Below are 17,903 nucleotides of genomic sequence, written 5' to 3' on the forward strand. Positions count from 1 at the left end.
TTTTGATGTATCATTCTAATGGCCTTAGCTACGAGCTCATACGTTTCTTCGATTATCGGGGATTCGGTTATAGAGTAATCAGAATCCTCATATCGGTAATACTTGTTGTCATACACCTCTATCGGGGCATTGTAGCCCAATTTGTCTGATCGCATCACTTGAATGTCAGCCTGAACGGTTCTCACTGAAACGCCTCCGGTTATACCCTCCATTTCGTAAAGGGCTTCCGAGCAAGCTTCGACAAGATCATCCAAAGTCCATCTCCGATACTTGTTTCTCAAGCATCGGTCGATTGTTTTGTATCTTAATAACGCATTCTTGTTTATTGGCATGGTAATTATAAAATTCAATCATATATGAAAATTTTTACGTTGTGCCATGCCGTGACAATAAGGAGCATGTGGCCATGACAGGGCACAAAAAAATCGGAAAGCTTTCAGAGCTTCCCGACTATCTCCTTATCGTCTAATGCATTGTCAGACTTCAGATGCAACTGCAATATCGCCGAAACCGCCCCTCAAGCAAGCTATAAAAGCCCTTAAATCGAAAGCTATAGCAACTTACGCTGCAGCTGCTGTAGCTACGGCGGCGCCAACTTGACGATATGTTATGTTGCAACATCGGCATTATTTGAATTTTATTTTTCAGAATTTGGATGCAAAGTTAACGGTTTTTCAGCGCTACGACAAATCCCAAGCTGAAATCAATGACAAAATTATAATCAAGCTACGCATCCTATCTGCGTAGCCTATTGAAAGTTTCAATATTTTGTCACAATTCCTCCAAGACAATCCTGATGGAAATTGTTCCATCAATCCTCAAAATTTATAGCCCAAAGAAATTTCTTTATGACAGAAAGCAACAACATGAAGCGGTTTTATGTTAAACGAATAGACAAGTTCATATATTCGTTTTCTACGAATGATTCTGAGCACAACTAATAATCAAAACAAGAAATGAATCTATTATATTACCCGTATATAAATCTACCTGATACAGAATGGACTATCCGCACCTTGCTCTATCACGACAATGTAAGCGCTATTGTGCCGGCTCAATACTTTCATGAACCTGAGCGATATGAACCCTTCATGAGAGAGGCGGTTCAAAATGAGCTGATTACTCCGGTTAACCCCATGAATGTTCTTGATAATCCGTGGGAGGTTTCAAGAATGTTTGACGAGTACCTGAATCAGAACAAAAGCATATTGAAACGGCGAAGATTACCAATTCAAAGAAACGGAATCAGTCACATCCATGCGGGAAAATACTCATTCAGAGAAAATGGGATTCACATGCACGACGACAAACTTAACGATGGCGTTTTCTATAACCTAATTCAGATGGGATTAGCTGAACAGATCGATGATTATTGGTATGGTGTGGAGCCTAAAACCGCCTATGAACTTATGACTTTTCTTACTTCAGTAGTTGCCTGCAAAATAGATTATCAACCGGTCACAGATCGGATAACCGGCAAATGTTTTTCTACAATATATGCACAAAACAAAGATGTTGAATTACGGACAAGACAATACAAAAGAGATTTAATACTCAAAGAAATGATACCATATCCTAAACAAATAGATTTGACACATCTTAGACGATTTAAGGACAGGCATCATGATTTACTTACCGCATTCAGCAATAAGGTAGAGCAAATAGCTCTAAATCCGACAATTACCCCTGAATCACCACTATTCACAATGGTACTTGACGAAATGAAGGCTGCTAAAGAAGAGCTATCAGCACGAATGAACGAAAGCCATCTTGGGGACATCGTTTTTGGCACAATATGCGGAACCATAGCAGCAGGATTGGGATTCTTGGCCTCACCCGTATTAGGTGCGATTCCGGGACTGTTAAATGCCATATACTCAGCATGTCGAATTGAGCGCCCGGAAAGCACAATCGATCAAACGGGATTAAAATATCTGGCCTTAGTTGACAAAAGATTAAGGCGGAAATCTCGATAATCCCATCCGCCATCAATTTTAGCCCCCGTTCCCTACTCGATTCCGGGTCAAACGGAAATGTTCGCAATTCTATTGCTCATCTCAGAATTATTGACTACATTTGTATCATAATATTAGCAGTATTATGATACAAAATATTAATAATAACAATATATTATCTGTATTAAAAAGTTTTACTCTTGATAATTCAGATGATATAGCCAGAGAAGTTGCTGAAAATTTCCGTAAAAGGCGCGTTGAAAAAAACATTACACGACAACACATTTCCGAGCTGTCGGGAGTGCCTTTGTCTACCGTCGCCCGATTTGAGCAAAAGGGGCTTATTGCCTTTGAATCGCTTGTAAAGTTGGCGATGGCTTTGGGATATGCTTCAGATGTCCGCAATCTATTCGGCAAATCCAAATTTGACACAATGGAAGAGCTTGACATGATTCGCAGCAAAAGTGGCAACAAAAGGGCATACGTTAAAAATAAGAAGAAATGAGAAAAACCGAAAAGCTTAAAGTAATGTTTCGCGGACAGACGGTGGGCACATTGTCGCTTACGCCCGACAATCGTCTGAATGTCTTCGAGTACGACAAATCATGGATTGCCGACGGTTTTAGCATATCTCCACTTGAACTGCCGCTAAAGCCGGGTGTATTCATCGCCAAGCCCCAGCCGTTTTACGGTAATTTCGGCATTTTTGAGGATAGCCTTCCCGACGGATACGGCCGCTATCTTCTTCACAAGGCATTGCTGCGAAAAGGGGTCAACGATTCCGATTTGTCATCATTGGACCGGCTCGCAATTGTAGGCGACAACGGCATGGGCGCACTCACCTATTCACCTTCAATTAATATTGAACCTAAGGAACCTATAACCGATTTCGACCGACTTCAACAAACGGCCCTCGAAGTGCTCAAAGAGCAACAGGATAGCGATGCCGGACTGTTGCTCTACAATAGCGGAAACAGCGGTGGCGCTCGCCCGAAAGCGGTATTTTCGGATTCCGAAGGGCACTGGATTATCAAATTCAGACATACATACGACCCGACAGATAAAGGGCTTCAAGAGTATCGATATAACAAAATCGCTCAAAAATGCGGAATTATAGTACCTGATTTCCGCCTCGTTAACGGACGATATTTCGCATCTCGACGGTTCGACATCGACAGTGAAGGAAATCGCCTTCACACTGCAACAGCAGGAGGACTGTTGTGCATATCACTTCGTGAACCGTTTATGGATTACTCAAATCTTCTTGCACTTACCGGCTACCTGACTCAAAACCGTGAAGATGTGGAGCAAATGTATCGCCGTATGCTGTTCAATTATCTCACCGACAATAAAGACGATCATTGCAAGAATTTCAGTTTTTATGTGGCCAAGGATTCCGATACAAAAGCATGGCAATGGCGGCTTGCACCGGCCTACGACCTCACGCTATGCACCGAAGGATATAACGGCGAGCACGCAACCTCAGTCAACGGCACAGGCCAGCCACGATTGTCAGATTTTATCGCAGTTGGCACAAAAATCAAGCTACCGGAGCCCCGATGCCGTGAAATTATAGATGAAGTTCATTCCTGCTGTCGCGACTTAATTCGCTACAACATACCAACATAGCGAAATAGCCCATCCGGCACATCAATTGAATCCAATTTTAATTAATACTATCATGATACTTGATTCAGACACAAATGTCATCTATTTTTCAGAACTCGTACTTAATATACTCGGTGGTTTAGGAATAGTAACCCGAATTCGTGAAAATAACATTTCTGTTAAATTCATTCCTGCCACAGTAGATATATGGGCTCGCGATTATATGCCGATACAGATTGACGATCAAAAGTTTATCGGTTATGAATATTGCCCCGATTACCTCTACCCCAATTTTTCCTCAAGGATAACCAATCAAGCAAGAGTCTGTGACAAAATGGGATTTGATACTTTTGCAAGCGGCCTGATTATTGACGGAGGGAATGTTGTCAAGACATCAAAAGGCATTATTATGGTTGATAAAGTCTTTAATGAAAACAGTCATTTATCACGGATAGAACTTATCAACCAACTTGAAACAGCCTTTCAATCCGAAATCATATTCCTTCCATGGGATCGCAGCGAATATTATGGCCATGCCGACGGCATTGTCAGAGAAATATTCGACGGGACTGTCCTGTTAACCAACTACCATCGTTATTCTAAGAAATATTCCTTACAATTTGAACAAATTCTTAGTAGATATTTCGATGTAAAAATACTCGACTTTAATGTCGAGAAGCAACATAAGCATAATTGGTGCTATATCAATTTTCTTCGTATCGGCAATACAATATTTCTGCCGCAACTCACACCAATGCGCCCTTCTATAAATAGAGAATGCACCGGTGATGATGTTACCGCCGACAAAACCGAATATATACCTTCAGAAAAAATCGTCGAAGAAGATGCACAAGCCGTAGAACAATTCCGATATTATATGCCTGATTGTCAGATAATCCCCATATCATGTCCTCAGATTGTCAAAGAAGGCGGCGCACTAAACTGTATTTCATGGAATATAAAAGCTCCTAAACTGCCTTAAATCTATATTCATTGTCAAACACAGCTTTAGCCATATCCGCAGTAGATGTCTTAAGGTTAACTCTGTCAATTTCAGGCAGGCGTTTTATCCATTCCTCAATCTTGTCTTCACGTGTCTTACCATTTGGAACAGTTATCCACCTTGGAAGTTTCGTTATATTTTTTCCAAATGAATCGTCACACTCAACAATATGCGGATAAGAATCCGGTGTAGGATTAAATGCGTCAAAATGATCCCAAAGAGTATACACACATTTCAACGGACCGATTATAGGTTGCGCACCGGCCTTATGTTCGCATATTCCTCGAATCAGAATTCCGCCAAACACAATGTCATCACTTTTAAAGCTCAAATCCACACCACTTTGGTGGAAAAACCATTGTCCGCCATTTTCAAAAATCCTAGGATAGGCTATTACATCGGGATGCGTTGGAGAAAATAAATAAAATTCAATCTCGGTAATTTCATATAGCCTTTCGTTCTTGGCGATTAGCACATGGTTCAATAATATATCTGCAATTGACTGAAAAAACGCTCCGTAATCTTCGGGTTCATTGAAGCCAAGCAAATCCAGTTTGTCTTTTAGCTGTTCAATATAATTCTTCATAATCAGTTTTTATTGCAAATATAAGAAATCTTCGGCATTATACCCGCCTATTCTGCATGGCCTTCTTGGGGCAGGAGCGCACACATTTTCCACACTCAATACATTTGTCATGGTCTACTATCGGGTAGCCGTCGTCACCTTGCGTTATGGCACCCACCGGGCAAATACGTATTAGCGGACACACATGATCATGCGGACACAGCTTTCTATCAACTTCTATCATTGGTTTATAATGGTTTGAGGTTTGATTTTCATTATCTTCAACGGGCATGAAACGACACATTTGCCACATTTTATACAGTCGGCATTAAGGTAGCCCACCGCTTCTCCCCGGCTGTCGTAGGGAGTGAGCTGCATAGGGCACACTCTCGCGCAACTCTTGCACTTCATCTGACACGACGCATCCACATTAACGCTTGTGAAAGCCTTTGGCAACGGAGTCTTCTTCGGCGTAACCCATGATGAAAGAGTACCCATCGGACAGAACGAACACCATGTGCGCGGCGCATAGATAAACGACAATGTAACTCCTACAATCGTGGTGACAAGAATGATGGTCCAGAAAACTCGTCCTATGGCGTTCCAGTCGCCCCAAGCAAAATACATCTGCACGCCAAACATGGTGAAGATAAAAAGCACCATGAAAATACGGAATTGCCGAGTGCGAACAAATGCTGGGATAGGCTTGTGGGGTGAATATTTAGCCAGCAGCCTGTCATACATATTCCCTCTGGGACAGGCGTTTCCACACCACCATCGACCGCGACTCACCGCGAAAGCCACCGGAGCGATCATGCACACCAACGCCAACAATCCTATCACCGGATAGAAATATCCTATCGCAAGATATGCCAACAATATCCAATATAATGAATACCCTTTAGTCGGGAAATATCGGTGAAATCTCTTCTTTTTCGTGATTACTTCTGTTTTCATGTTGCAAAATTACTGCCGCCGCGATAGACCGACAACAGATTTTGGCTATCTTTGCATTGAATTTATCTATCATGACACTACAGCAGCTAAAATACATCATCGCCATCGACCGCCATCGCAGCTTTGCGAAAGCAGCCGCCGAACTCGACATCACACAACCCACATTGAGTGCCCTGCTCCTAAAACTGGAAGAGGAGCTCGGTGTAAAAATATTCGAGCGAAGCAATCGAAGCGTTGTCCCCACCTCCATTGGCCGGATTATACTTCTTCAGGCACAGACAGCAATAAGCGAAGCCGACCGAATCGAAGAAATTGTCGCCGAACAAAAAGGAGCGGTTTCCGGGCCGTTATCAATCGGCATAGGGCCAACGATAGCACCTTACCTAATGCCTTGGTTCATTAAGAAATATACCGATGCCCATTCCGAAGTCAAACTCTCCATAAACGAGATGAAAGGTGATGCCATAATTGAGGCTCTCCGCTTTGGCAATATTGACATAGGAATAGCCATGAGCGGCCACGCCGTGACAGGAGTCAAGGAAATACCGCTATATACCGAGTCGTTCTTCGTATATATGGCCAAAGACTGCCTCATGAAGCAGCCGGCATTCAATCCGGCCGATCTCGTTCACGAAAAGATGTGGATCATGAAGGAATCACAATGTATGCGCGAAAGCACGTTCAGCTTCTGCAAGGCACGCAGTATCGGACGACACATCTATGAAGCCGGAAGCATCGAAACCCTTATACGCATCGTCGACATCAACGGCGGTTTTACTATAATCCCGGAAATGCACCTCCCCTTTCTGTCGGAATCGCAAAGGGAGAATGTGCGACCTATCGAAGGCCGATTTGTTTCAAAGCGAAGTATTTCGATATACCTTAGAGCTGATTTCATTCGCCTGAACATGCTGAAAAGCGTCATTCACGCATTACAGTCGATCATCCCCAAAAAGATGATCAGTCCTGAATTGTCGCAACTCTCCACCACATAATCCGCTATATATCAATAGTTCAAATTCTCAAAAAGCATCTACATCATCCAATTTGCAACATAATCTCGAGCTAAAAAATAAGCCGACAAAAAATAAATTTGCTCAATAATTAAGTTTTTGGCATCTTTGCATTGTGGATTTGTATTAGACGATAAAATTTCATTTCCTAATACAACCCTAAAATAGGGATACTCAGTTAATTGCCAACTAATTGTTTGCCAAAGTCGTAGATATTTTGTAACTTTACAATGAACCCCCGATGGACCCATCACGGGCTTATTCGGGGGTAATTCTTAAAATAATTGTACGTGAAGTTACGAAAAATATCCGAGATTACGGCCACGTTGCCGTTTACCGAGTTCGATTTCATGCAAAAATATCGCGAGAGTTTTGCCGTAAGCGAGCTCGGGCGCATCCATGCGCAATTGCCATTGAAAGAACTGGCAGAGAAAATCCGTTCGCATTTTCCCAAAACGCATCCTCAGGGCAACACTCCGATGTTCCCGCCGGAGGGAGAGGTGGCGCTGATGTTTCTCAAGCCATATACCGGACAGTCGGATGACGGCCTGATCGAGATGCTCAACGGCAGTATACACATACAGATGTTCTGCGGGGTGCTCATAGATCCGGCCAACCCCATAAAGAACGGCAAGATAGTCAGTGCTATCCGTCAGCGTATAGCCGGAGCTCTTGATATCAAAGAACTACAGAAATTGCTGTATGACAAGTGGGGCGGTTTGTTAAAAGACAAGAACCTGTGCCTGACCGACGCCACCTGTTACGAGAGCCATCTGCGATTCCCGACAGATGTAAAGCTGTTGTGGGAATGCTGCGAGTGGATTCAATCACTTATAAAAAAGACCTGCAAGGCGTTGAAGGAACGGTTGCCACGCAACAAGTATCGTGATATTGACCGCGACAGACTCACCTATGCCAAGCATCGCAAGCACACCAGGGCGGCAACCGCCAAACTCCGCCGTCGATTGCTCGGCCTGCTTTCCAAACAGATAGGTCAATGGAACAGAATCTGCAAGATACACACCGTTGACATCACGCTCACCGCAGAGCAAAGCAAGCGTCTCAGTGCATTAAAAGAGGTGTATCGCCAGCAGAGCGCACTTGCTCAGAAAAAGGAGGTGAAACACCGTATCGTCAGCATAGACCGTCCGTACATCCGTCCTATTGTCAGAGGCAAGGAGAACAAGCGAGTGGAGTTCGGAGTCAAGGTCAACAACATCCAGATTGACGGAATTTCATTCATCGAACACCATTCCTTCGAAGCCTTCAACGAGGGCGTGAGATTACAGGAGTGTATTGAATATCAACAGGAACTGACCGGTATCAAAGTGACCAGGGTAGGGGCAGACACCATCTATGCCAACAACGACAACCGGCGGTATTGCACCGAAAACGGCATGACGACCTGTTTTGTCCGCAAAGGCCCGAAGCCCAAGGATGAAGATGCTGACATAAGCACAGCCCGACGAATAATCGGGACACTGCGCTCTACCGCCATGGAGGGCAGTTTCGGTAATCAGAAACAACACTACAGCGTTGGCCGGATAGCGGCACGCAACTCCCGCAGCGAAACCCTGCTGCTCTTTTTCGGCATCCACATGGCAAACGCCGCAACACTTGCCGCCCGACAACTCGCCATCGAAGAAAAAGAGAAGCAGTTACAAAAACAGCGAGCGTGAAAAATCATACTGTCATCTCATCTCCGAAGCACATCGGAGGCGAATCAGTGTATCCCTATTTGTCCGAAATGTCATATTTTATCGCCGAGAATTGAAAATTTGCCCTCATAATCAAAACAGCACCGCCATAGGGCGACCACGCTCCATTTTCAGCTTGATAAATCAAGCCATTAACTGAATATCCCTAAAATAATAAATCTGACATAAAATACAAGACAAAACGAAAAACACACAATATATATAGTCCGGCCCATGTCACAGTTGGCATGGGCCGGACTACTTTTTCAACCCACCGAAACCTAAATGCACCCCTCATCAGGCCCATAAAGCGATTTTGATTGAAAAACCGCTCCACAAAGATTAAATTTTATACTCCTTTATAGGAAATATTCACTAATTTTGTAAAATAGTAATTATGCTTCTTAGTGTCTTCGTTATTATGTGGAAAAAGTCTTGCCATGACAATGAATAATTTCGGGGATACCTATATATTATTTATTAACTTTATTAACAACCAAGTATCCTAATGAACTTTAACACTTTCATCAACTGCTCCCTTGTGGGATTGGCGCTCACCACGTCAGTGGCCGCCTTCTCGGCAACAACCAAGCAATCCAAGGAAGTGCGTGCCATCATCGACAAGGTTAACACCTATTGGCAGAGCAACAACGCTCCCGAGGTAAGAGCCTTTTGGGACAATGCCGCCTATCACACCGGCAACATGGAGGCCTACTTCCTCACAGGAAATGACGCCTACCGTGAATACTCCGAAAAGTGGGCCGAGCACAACCAATGGAAAGGCGCCAAGAGCAACGACCGCGCCAACTGGAAATATAGCTATGGCGAAAGCGATGACTACGTACTCTTTGGCGACTGGCAGATATGCTTCCAGACTTATGCCGACCTCTACAACATCCTGCCCGACGACAAGCGCATTCGCCGCGCACGTGAAGTTATGGAATATGAAATGTCGACACCAAAACACGACTACTGGTGGTGGGCCGACGGACTCTACATGGTTATGCCTGTAATGACCAAACTTCACAAAATCACAGGAAACAAGCAATACCTCGACAAACTTTATGAATACATCACTTATAGCGACAGCATAATGTTTGACCCCGAGGAGAATCTATACTACCGCGACGGTAAATACGTATATCCCAAGCACAAAAGCGCCAATGGCAAAAAGGACTTTTGGGCTCGAGGCGACGGATGGGTTCTCGCCGGACTCGCAAAGGTGCTTAAAGACCTGCCTGCCGAATATGAACACCGAAAATTCTTTGAGGACAGATACCGCAACATGGCCGACGCCGTTGTCAAGTCGCAGCGTCCCGAAGGCTACTGGTCGCGCTCAATGCTCGACGAAGAGCACGCCCCCGGATACGAAACAAGCGGTACGGCATTCTTTACCTACGGCCTGCTGTGGGGCATCAACAACGGTTATCTGAATGATCCTAAATACCTCGATGCTGCTCAGAAAGGCTGGAACTACCTAAAGAATGTAGCCCTGCAGAAGGACGGCCGAGTTGGTTACGTTCAGCCCATCGGCGAAAAAGCAATCCCCGGACAGGTAGTCGACTCCAAATCAACAGCCAACTTCGGTGTAGGTGCATTCCTCCTCGCCGCATGTGAATATGTACGTTTCCTTGAAAAGGAGAGCAACGAAGACCGAGCCTACTGGGTCGACCTGCTCTATAAGATGGCAGCTCCCGTGCTAAGCAACATGGCCGAAGGCAACCTACAGAAAAACATGATTGTCGAGGTAAGCCCCAACTGGGACGGACGCAACAAGGGCGTAACCTACATGGAAACATTCGGACGCCTCATGGCCGGCATTGCTCCCTGGCTTTCCCTACCCGACGATGAAACCGACGAAGGCATGAAGCGTAAGCAGCTCCGCGACTGGGCTCTTAAAAGCTATCGCAATGCCGTTGACCCCGAGAGCCCCGACTACCTGTTGTGGCGAGGTCACGGTCAGGCGCTTGTCGACGCAGCTTATATAGCCGAAAGCTTTCTTCGCGGTTACGATGCACTGTGGGTGCCTCTTGACGACACCACCAAGAGCCGCTACATCGAGGAGTTCTCACAGTTGCGCCGTGTCGACCCTCCCTACACCAACTGGCTGCTGTTCTCATCAACCATCGAGGGACTGCTCGCAAAGGCCGGAGCGCAATACGATGAATATCGCGTAAACTCAGCCATCCGCAAAGTCGAAGAGTGGTACACCGGCGACGGATGGTATGCCGACGGACCCGAATTTGCATTCGACTACTACAGCAGCTATGTGTTCCACCCCATGTACCTTGAAACCCTTCAGGCTCTCAAGGACTCAAAGGCCTACACCCGCATCCACTACAGCAACTACTATAACCGCGCTCTCCGCCGTGCTCAGAAATACAGCATCGTGCTTGAACGACTCATTTCACCCGAAGGTACGTTCCCTGTATTCGGACGCTCAATCCCTTACCGCATGGCCACAATGCAGCCTCTCGCCCTCATGGCTTGGTACGAAAAGCTTCCCGCCGGACTCACCAACGGACAAGTGCGCTCGGCTCTTACCGCTGTAATGCACCGCATGTTTGACGACAAGGAAAACTTCAACGAAGGCGGCTTCCTCACCATTGGATTTGCAGGCCGCCAGCCCAATATCGCCGACTGGTACACCAACAACGGCAGCCTCTACATGACATCACTGTCATTCCTTCCTCTTGGCCTTCCTGCCACTCACCCTTTCTGGACCGATGCGCAACAACCATGGACAAGCCAGAAAGCGTGGTCAGGACAGCCCTTCCCCAAGGATCATCACTGGGGAGAAACCGAGAAATTCAAAGATTTATTTTAACACCGATTTTTTATAGACCAATATATTATGGTAAATTTTTCACTTGAAGGAAAAGTGGCGTTAGTAACCGGAGCCGCTTATGGAATTGGACTCGCAATCGCTCAGGCATTTGCTGAAGCCGGAGCTAAAATAGTATATAACTGCTCACGCCGTGAAACACTTGAACGCGGAGCTGCCGCCTACAAGGAGCTTGGCATCGACGCCAAGGGCTATCTTTGTGATGTAACCGACGAGGAATCGGTAAAGGCTATGGTAGCCGACATCGAAGCCACCGTAGGCACAATCGACATCCTTGTCAACAATGCCGGTATAATCAAGCGCATACCTATGGAAGAGATGGCCGCCGACGAGTTCCGTCGTGTGATTGATGTCGACCTCGTTGGACCGTTCATCTGCTCAAAGGCCGTCATTCCCGGCATGAAAAAGAAAGGACACGGCAAAATCATCAACATCTGCTCAATGATGAGCGAGCTCGGCCGCGAAACAGTATCGGCCTATGCAGCAGCAAAGGGCGGATTGAAGATGCTCACCCGCAACATAGCATCGGAATATGGCGAATTCAACATCCAGTGCAACGGTATCGGTCCGGGCTACATCGCAACAGAGCAGACCGCTCCCCTGCGTGAACGCCAGCCCGACGGAAGCCGCCACCCCTTCGACTCATTCATTATCGCAAAGACTCCGGCAGCTCGCTGGGGAACTCCCGACGACCTCAAGGGTCCGGCCGTATTCCTCGCTTCCGACGCTTCCGACTTCGTCAACGGACATGTACTTTATGTCGACGGAGGCATCCTTGCTTACATCGGTAAACAGCCCAAGTAATGAATGCATTAACAAAGATATTCAGCTGCCTCGCAATAGGCGTGGCAGCTGTAGGGTGCAGCAACTCAACCAAGAGCATCACAGTCACCAATCAGCTCGACATCGACCGCTTTGACGAAATCACCGCCGTCGACATGGCCTCACTGAACCTTCCCGCAGGCGAGAGCTTCGTGATTGTCGATTCCGAAGGCAATGAAGTGCCCTATCAGCTCACCTACGACAACCTGCTCATATTCCCGGCAACCGTAGCCGCCAACAGCAGCTCCGACTATACCCTTCGTCCCGGCACTCCCGCTCCCGTCGACACCCTCGTCTACGGTCGCCTGTTTCCCGAGCGCAAGGACGATATGGCCTGGGAGAACGACAAGAGCGCCTATCGTGCCTACGGCCCGGCCCTGCAAGCAAGCGGAGAACGCGCCTTCGGCTACGACATCTGGACAAAGTCGGTCGAAACCCCGATTCTCGAGCACCGTTACTATGAGGACCGCGTGAATCGCGTTTCATTCCATGTCGACCACGGCAACGGAATGGATGTCTATGCCGTCGGTCCCACTCTTGGAGGAGGCACAGCCGCTCTCCTTGTCGACAACGACAGCATCGTCTATCCCTACTGTTTCAAGGAGTGGGAAGTCCTCGACAACGGCCCGCTGCGCTTCACCACCCGTCTTGTCTACAACCCGTTGACAGTGGCAAGCGACACCAATGTAGTTGAAACCCGCGTCATTAGCCTTGATCGTGGTTCACACCTCAACCGCACGACTGTCAGCTACTCGGGACTCTCCGCTAAAGGCCGTGTGGCTCCCGGCATAGTCGTTCATCGACAGAACCCCGACGGCTACTCGATCGACGCCGAAAACCACTACATGGCCTATGCCGACTCTACCGACAATGCCGCCAACGGCAACGGCGTGATATTCGTTGGCGTAATGGTTCCAGGCGAATTCGACGACATGATCAACAAGCCGCTCAACGCCCCCGTAGGCGATGCCGTAGGCCATCTTCTCGCACCGGTGGAATACACCCCCGACTCCCCCTTCACCTACTACTGGGGTTCAGGATGGAGCAAAGGCGATGTAGCCACTATGGACGAGTGGGAGGAGGAACTGAAAAGCGCCTATCGCAAGTCGCAAAGCCCGTTGAAAGTCACCGTAAAATAAATTCGCAGAGCAATGGAAGAAGTTTTCAAATATATAATCGGACTTGGTGCTGCGGTGATGATGCCTATAATCTTCACCGTGCTCGGATTGTGCATCGGCATCAAGTTCGGCGACGCTCTTAAAAGCGGCCTTAAGGTGGGTGTAGGATTCGTGGGACTGTCGGTAATCACCGCCCTGCTCACATCGAGCCTCGGCCCGGCTCTCGACACGGTAGTCAGCATCTACGATCTGCAGCTGCATGTATTCGACATGGGCTGGCCCGCTGCCGCAGCCGTTGCCTACAACACGGCCGTGGGAGCATTCATCATCCCCGTGTGCCTCGGAGTCAACCTGTTGATGCTCTTCACCAAGACTACACGCACGGTCAACATTGACCTCTGGAACTACTGGCACTTCGCATTCATCGGAGCAGTTGTCTACTTTGCATCCGGATCGCTTGCATGGGGATTCTTCGCCGCCATTATATGCTATGCCATCACGCTTATAATAGCCGACATGACCGCCAAGAAATTCCAGGATTTCTACGAGGGCATGGACGGCATTTCGATTCCTCAGCCATTCTGCGGAGGATTCGCCCCCTTTGCATGGATTATCAACAAGGGTCTTGACCGAATTCCGGGCTTCGACAAGCTGAATGTCGATGCCGAAGGCCTGAAGAAAAAATTCGGTCTTCTCGGCGAACCCCTCTTCCTCGGAGTGATTGTAGGAATAGCCATCGGCTGCCTTACTTGCAATTCATGGGCCGAAATAGTCGACCGCATACCTTACATACTCGGACTCGGAATCAAGATGGGTGCCGTTATGGAACTCATTCCTCGTGTCACTGTGCTTTTCATCGAGGGACTGAAGCCCATAAGCGATGCTACGCGCAGCCTCATCGCACGCAAGTTCCGCGGAGCCGAGGGATTGAACATCGGCATGAGCCCGGCGCTCGTCATCGGTCACCCCACCACCCTTGTGGTGTCGTTGCTCTTGATTCCCGTCACCATCGCGCTTGCGGTATTCCTGCCCGGCAACCAGTTCCTTCCCCTCGCCTCGCTTGCGGGAATGTTCTACGTGTTCCCCCTCGTTCTCCCCTTCACCCGCGGTAATGTCGTAAAGACATTCATCATCGGTCTTGTAGTCATCGTCATCGGTCTGTACATGGTCACCAATCTGGCTTCATGGTTCACGCTTGCAGCCAAGGATGTATATGTCGCCACAGGCGACAGTGCCGTAGCGATACCGCAGGGATTTGAGGGTGGAAGCCTTGATTTTGCATCAAGTCCGCTCGCTTGGATAATATTCCAATGCTGTCAATCGTTAAAATGGATAGGTGCCGGAATCCTTGTCATCTTCACGATGGGGCTTATGTGGTACAACCGAGTGCTCATAATCCGCAACCAGCGTGCAATGATTAAGGACAATTCCGAGCGCATTGAAACGACCGAATAATATAACTTACATTATATAATATATTAAGAAACGAAAAAAAGTCATTAGCTATGAGTAAAATAGTTACATTAGGCGAAATCATGCTCCGTCTGTCGCCCGAAGGCAACAGCCGGTTTGTTCAAGTCGACTCATTCGATGTCATTTGGGGTGGAGGTGAGGCAAATGTCGCAGTCAGCTGCGCCAATTACGGCCACAACGCATACTTTGTCAGCAAACTTCCCAAGCACGAAATAGGACAGGCTGCCGTAAACGCACTCCGCCGCTACGGCGTGAACACCGACTTTATTGCACGCGGAGGCGACCGCGTGGGCATCTACTACTGCGAAACAGGAGCCTCGATGCGTCCGTCAAAGGTCATCTACGACCGCGCTCACTCGGCAATCGCCGAAGCAAAGCCCGAAGACTTCGACTTTGACGCTATTATGGAAGGTGCCGACTGGTTCCACTGGAGCGGAATCACACCGGCCATAAGCGATGCTGCAGCCGAGCTTACTCGCCTTGCCTGCGAAGCGGCCAAGCGTCACGGTGTAACTGTATCGGTCGACCTCAATTTCCGCAAGAAGCTGTGGACTACCGAAAAAGCTCAACAGGTAATGCGTCCGTTGATGAAATATGTCGATGTGTGCATCGGCAATGAAGAGGATGCCGAACTATGCCTCGGATTCAAGCCCGATGCCGATGTCGAAGCCGGTGAAACTTCAGCCGAAGGCTATCGCGGCATCTTCCGCGCAATGGCCGAAGAGTTCGGATTTAAATATGTCGTGTCGACTCTCCGCGAATCATTCTCGGCAACCCATAACGGTTGGAAGGCTATGATCTACAACGGCACCGACTTCTACGAGTCGCGTCGCTACGACATCAACCCCATCGTTGACCGCGTAGGTGGCGGCGATTCATTCTCAGGCGGCCTTATTCACGGTCTTCTCACCATGTCGACCCAAGGTGAGGCGCTCGAGTTTGCGGTAGCCGCATCGGCACTTAAGCATACAGTTCCCGGCGACTTCAACCTCGTCAGCATAGCCGAAGTGGAGGCTCTTGCCGGAGGAAACGCCAACGGACGAGTACAGCGATAGTATTATTCATTTAACAATAACCCGATAATACGAAAATTACTGATTATATGGCACGTTTTGATAAAATAGATGTATTGGCCAAGATGCGCATAACCGGCATCGTACCCGTGTTCTACCACTCCAATCCCGAGATTGCCAAGCAGGTGGTAAAAGCCTGCTACGACGGTGGAGTGAGGGCATTCGAGTTCACCAACCGTGGTGACTTCGCCCACGAGGTATTTGCCGAAGTTGTCAAGTATGCAGCCAAGGAGTGTCCTGAACTCGCCGTAGGTGTGGGTTCAGTGGTTGACCCCGCTACCGCCGCACTCTATCTGCAGCTTGGAGCCTGCTTCGTCGTTGGCCCGCTCTTCAATCCCGAAGTGGCACGCGTCTGCAACCGCCGTTCAGTACCCTACACCCCCGGATGCGGAACCGTGTCGGAGGTAGGTGCTGCCCAGGAGTGCGGATGCGACCTCTGCAAGGTATTCCCCGGCGATGTCCTCGGCCCGAAATTCGTTAAGGGACTCACCGCCCCCATGCCCTGGTCAAAGCTCATGGTAACAGGAGGCGTCGAGCCTACACGCGAAAACATCTCGGCTTGGTTTGCCGCAGGTGTCTACTGCGTGGGAATGGGTTCTAAGCTGTTCCCCAAGGACAAGATAGCAGCTGCCGACTGGCAATACATATCCGACAAGTGCGCTGAAGCGATTGGATATGCCGCTGAATGTCGCACCAAATAACTACATTACAAAACAACCCAAAACTCAACTGCTATGAAATCTTTATTCATGTCAGCTCTGATTGCAGCTTCAATTGCCTTTGGAGCAAGCGCACAGTCGACAAGCTATACCATTTTGAGAGCATGTCATCCCGATGATGTCAAGAACTACGACACCAACCAGCTTCGCTCTCACTTCACTATGCCCAAGGTCATGGAAAATGATAAGATAAACCTTACCTACTCAATGTATGACCGACTCATTTTCGGTGGCGTGGTTCCCGTTGCAAAGACGGTGACACTTGAAACTATCGACCCGCTGAAGGCCGAATACTTCCTTGAACGCCGCGAACTCGGAGTCATCAACACCGGCGGCCCCGGCATAGTAAGTGTTGACGGCAAGGACTATGAGCTCAACTTCAAGGATGCCCTCTATGTGGGCCGTGGCAACAAGAATGTCACTTTCCGCAGCAAGGACGCGGCCAATCCTGCTCGATTCTACATCAACTCGACTCCGGCCCACAAAGCCTATAAGACCCAGCTCATAACGATCGACGGTCGCAAAGGCTCCATAAAGGCCAACTCTTTTGCAGCAGGTTCGATGGAGGAGAGCAACGACCGCGTAATCAATCAGCTCATCGTTGCCAATGTGCTTGAGGAAGGCCCCTGTCAGCTTCAGATGGGACTTACCGAACTCAAGCCCGGTAGCGTTTGGAACACCATGCCGGCTCACACTCACGACCGCCGCGTGGAAGCCTACTTCTACTTCAACGTTCCCGAAGGTAACGCAATCTGTCATCTGATGGGCGAGCCTCAGGAGAACCGACTCATCTGGCTCCACAATGAGCAGGCCGTAATGTCGCCCGAATGGTCGATACACGCCGCTGCCGGAACGAGCAACTACATGTTTATTTGGGGTATGGGTGGTGAAAACCTCGACTATGGCGACATGGACAAGGTCACCTACCTCGAAATGCGTTAGGCTTTTATAGCGTTTCAACTATTTATAGTGGGGAGGCTGTGTCTTAATTGAGGCACAGCCTCCTTCTGCTTTCGGGCATATCGGCATACTCCCGGTCGGTGCCGCGCAAAAGA

At 48.1% G+C, this 17,903-nt stretch carries 16 protein-coding genes and 1 pseudogene; 13 read left to right on the plus strand and 4 right to left on the minus strand.

What is annotated here, in order from left to right; all coding sequences use genetic code 11:
* Nucleotides 1-55 precede the first annotated feature (55 nt).
* Nucleotides 56-332, minus strand: a pseudogene (locus E7746_RS09410) (hypothetical protein); the annotation flags it as partial.
* A 624-nt stretch (nt 333-956) separates the two neighbouring features.
* On the opposite strand from E7746_RS09410, the gene E7746_RS09415 reads away from it, so the two are divergent.
* The 4 genes from E7746_RS09415 (at nt 957) to E7746_RS09430 (ending at nt 4,545) form a co-directional block, all read left to right on the plus strand.
* Nucleotides 957-1,976, plus strand: a complete 1,020-nt coding sequence (locus tag E7746_RS09415; RefSeq protein WP_136410635.1) for a kinase — start codon at nt 957-959, stop codon at nt 1,974-1,976.
* 124 nt (nt 1,977-2,100) lie between these two features.
* A complete protein-coding gene (locus E7746_RS09420; protein WP_136410636.1) occupies nt 2,101-2,460 on the plus strand; it encodes a helix-turn-helix domain-containing protein in 360 nt (119 codons plus the stop codon).
* Nucleotides 2,457-3,584: a type II toxin-antitoxin system HipA family toxin gene (locus tag E7746_RS09425; RefSeq protein WP_136410637.1), complete on the plus strand. Its 1,128-nt coding sequence runs from the start codon at nt 2,457-2,459 to the stop codon at nt 3,582-3,584. Before E7746_RS09420 ends, E7746_RS09425 begins: the two co-directional genes overlap by 4 nt.
* 52 nt (nt 3,585-3,636) lie before the next feature.
* Nucleotides 3,637-4,545 carry an agmatine deiminase family protein gene (locus tag E7746_RS09430; RefSeq protein ID WP_136410638.1) on the plus strand — a complete coding sequence of 303 codons (909 nt, stop codon included), beginning with the start codon at nt 3,637-3,639 and terminating at the stop codon, nt 4,543-4,545.
* On the opposite strand, the gene E7746_RS09435 is transcribed toward E7746_RS09430, so the two are convergent.
* Genes E7746_RS09435 through E7746_RS09445 form a run of 3 tightly spaced genes read right to left on the minus strand, consistent with a single transcriptional unit; the run spans nt 4,532 to nt 6,088 of the window.
* On the minus strand, nt 4,532-5,152 hold the full coding sequence (locus tag E7746_RS09435; protein ID WP_136410639.1) for a hypothetical protein: 621 nt from the start codon (nt 5,150-5,152) through the stop codon (nt 4,532-4,534). The two genes, E7746_RS09430 and E7746_RS09435, sit on opposite strands and share 14 nt — an antisense overlap.
* A 37-nt stretch (nt 5,153-5,189) precedes the next feature.
* Nucleotides 5,190-5,444, minus strand: a complete 255-nt coding sequence (locus tag E7746_RS09440; RefSeq protein ID WP_317130893.1) for a DUF362 domain-containing protein — start codon at nt 5,442-5,444, stop codon at nt 5,190-5,192.
* On the minus strand, nt 5,372-6,088 hold the full coding sequence (locus E7746_RS09445; RefSeq protein WP_136410640.1) for a 4Fe-4S binding protein: 717 nt from the start codon (nt 6,086-6,088) through the stop codon (nt 5,372-5,374). The genes E7746_RS09440 and E7746_RS09445 overlap by 73 nt, the downstream gene beginning before the upstream one ends.
* Nucleotides 6,089-6,159: 71 nt before the next feature.
* Between E7746_RS09445 and E7746_RS09450 the strand changes: the two genes are divergently transcribed.
* The 9 genes from E7746_RS09450 (at nt 6,160) to kduI (ending at nt 17,790) form a co-directional block, all read left to right on the plus strand.
* Complete coding sequence (locus E7746_RS09450; RefSeq protein ID WP_136410641.1) at nt 6,160-7,083, plus strand: LysR family transcriptional regulator; 924 nt, start codon at nt 6,160-6,162, stop codon at nt 7,081-7,083.
* A 308-nt stretch (nt 7,084-7,391) separates the two neighbouring features.
* A complete protein-coding gene (locus E7746_RS09455) occupies nt 7,392-8,780 on the plus strand; it encodes a DDE transposase (RefSeq protein WP_136409462.1) in 1,389 nt (462 codons plus the stop codon).
* Between the two features lie 526 nt (nt 8,781-9,306).
* Nucleotides 9,307-11,625 (plus strand): DUF2264 domain-containing protein, encoded by a 2,319-nt coding sequence (locus E7746_RS09460; protein ID WP_136410642.1) that lies wholly within the window; start codon nt 9,307-9,309, stop codon nt 11,623-11,625.
* Between the two features lie 27 nt (nt 11,626-11,652).
* On the plus strand, nt 11,653-12,447 hold the full coding sequence (locus tag E7746_RS09465) for a gluconate 5-dehydrogenase (RefSeq protein ID WP_123396290.1): 795 nt from the start codon (nt 11,653-11,655) through the stop codon (nt 12,445-12,447).
* Nucleotides 12,447-13,604: a DUF4861 domain-containing protein gene (locus E7746_RS09470; protein ID WP_136410643.1), complete on the plus strand. Its 1,158-nt coding sequence runs from the start codon at nt 12,447-12,449 to the stop codon at nt 13,602-13,604. Before E7746_RS09465 ends, E7746_RS09470 begins: the two co-directional genes overlap by 1 nt.
* 12 nt (nt 13,605-13,616) lie before the next feature.
* The gene (locus E7746_RS09475) at nt 13,617-15,038 is read left to right on the plus strand and encodes a PTS galactitol transporter subunit IIC (RefSeq protein WP_136410644.1); all 1,422 of its coding nucleotides are present in this window, start codon (nt 13,617-13,619) and stop codon (nt 15,036-15,038) included.
* Nucleotides 15,039-15,088: 50 nt separating this feature from the next.
* Entirely contained in the window at nt 15,089-16,111 is a 1,023-nt protein-coding gene (locus E7746_RS09480) for a sugar kinase (protein WP_136410645.1), read from the plus strand.
* Nucleotides 16,112-16,158: 47 nt separating this feature from the next.
* Nucleotides 16,159-16,830 (plus strand): bifunctional 4-hydroxy-2-oxoglutarate aldolase/2-dehydro-3-deoxy-phosphogluconate aldolase, encoded by a 672-nt coding sequence (locus E7746_RS09485; RefSeq protein WP_123396286.1) that lies wholly within the window; start codon nt 16,159-16,161, stop codon nt 16,828-16,830.
* Between the two features lie 33 nt (nt 16,831-16,863).
* On the plus strand, nt 16,864-17,790 hold the full coding sequence (gene kduI / locus E7746_RS09490; protein WP_136410646.1) for a 5-dehydro-4-deoxy-D-glucuronate isomerase: 927 nt from the start codon (nt 16,864-16,866) through the stop codon (nt 17,788-17,790).
* The last annotated feature ends 113 nt before the right edge of the window (nt 17,791-17,903 follow it).

The sequence above is a fragment of the Muribaculum gordoncarteri genome, from assembly GCF_004803695.1.
Classification (GTDB): Bacteria; Bacteroidota; Bacteroidia; order Bacteroidales; family Muribaculaceae; genus Muribaculum; species Muribaculum gordoncarteri.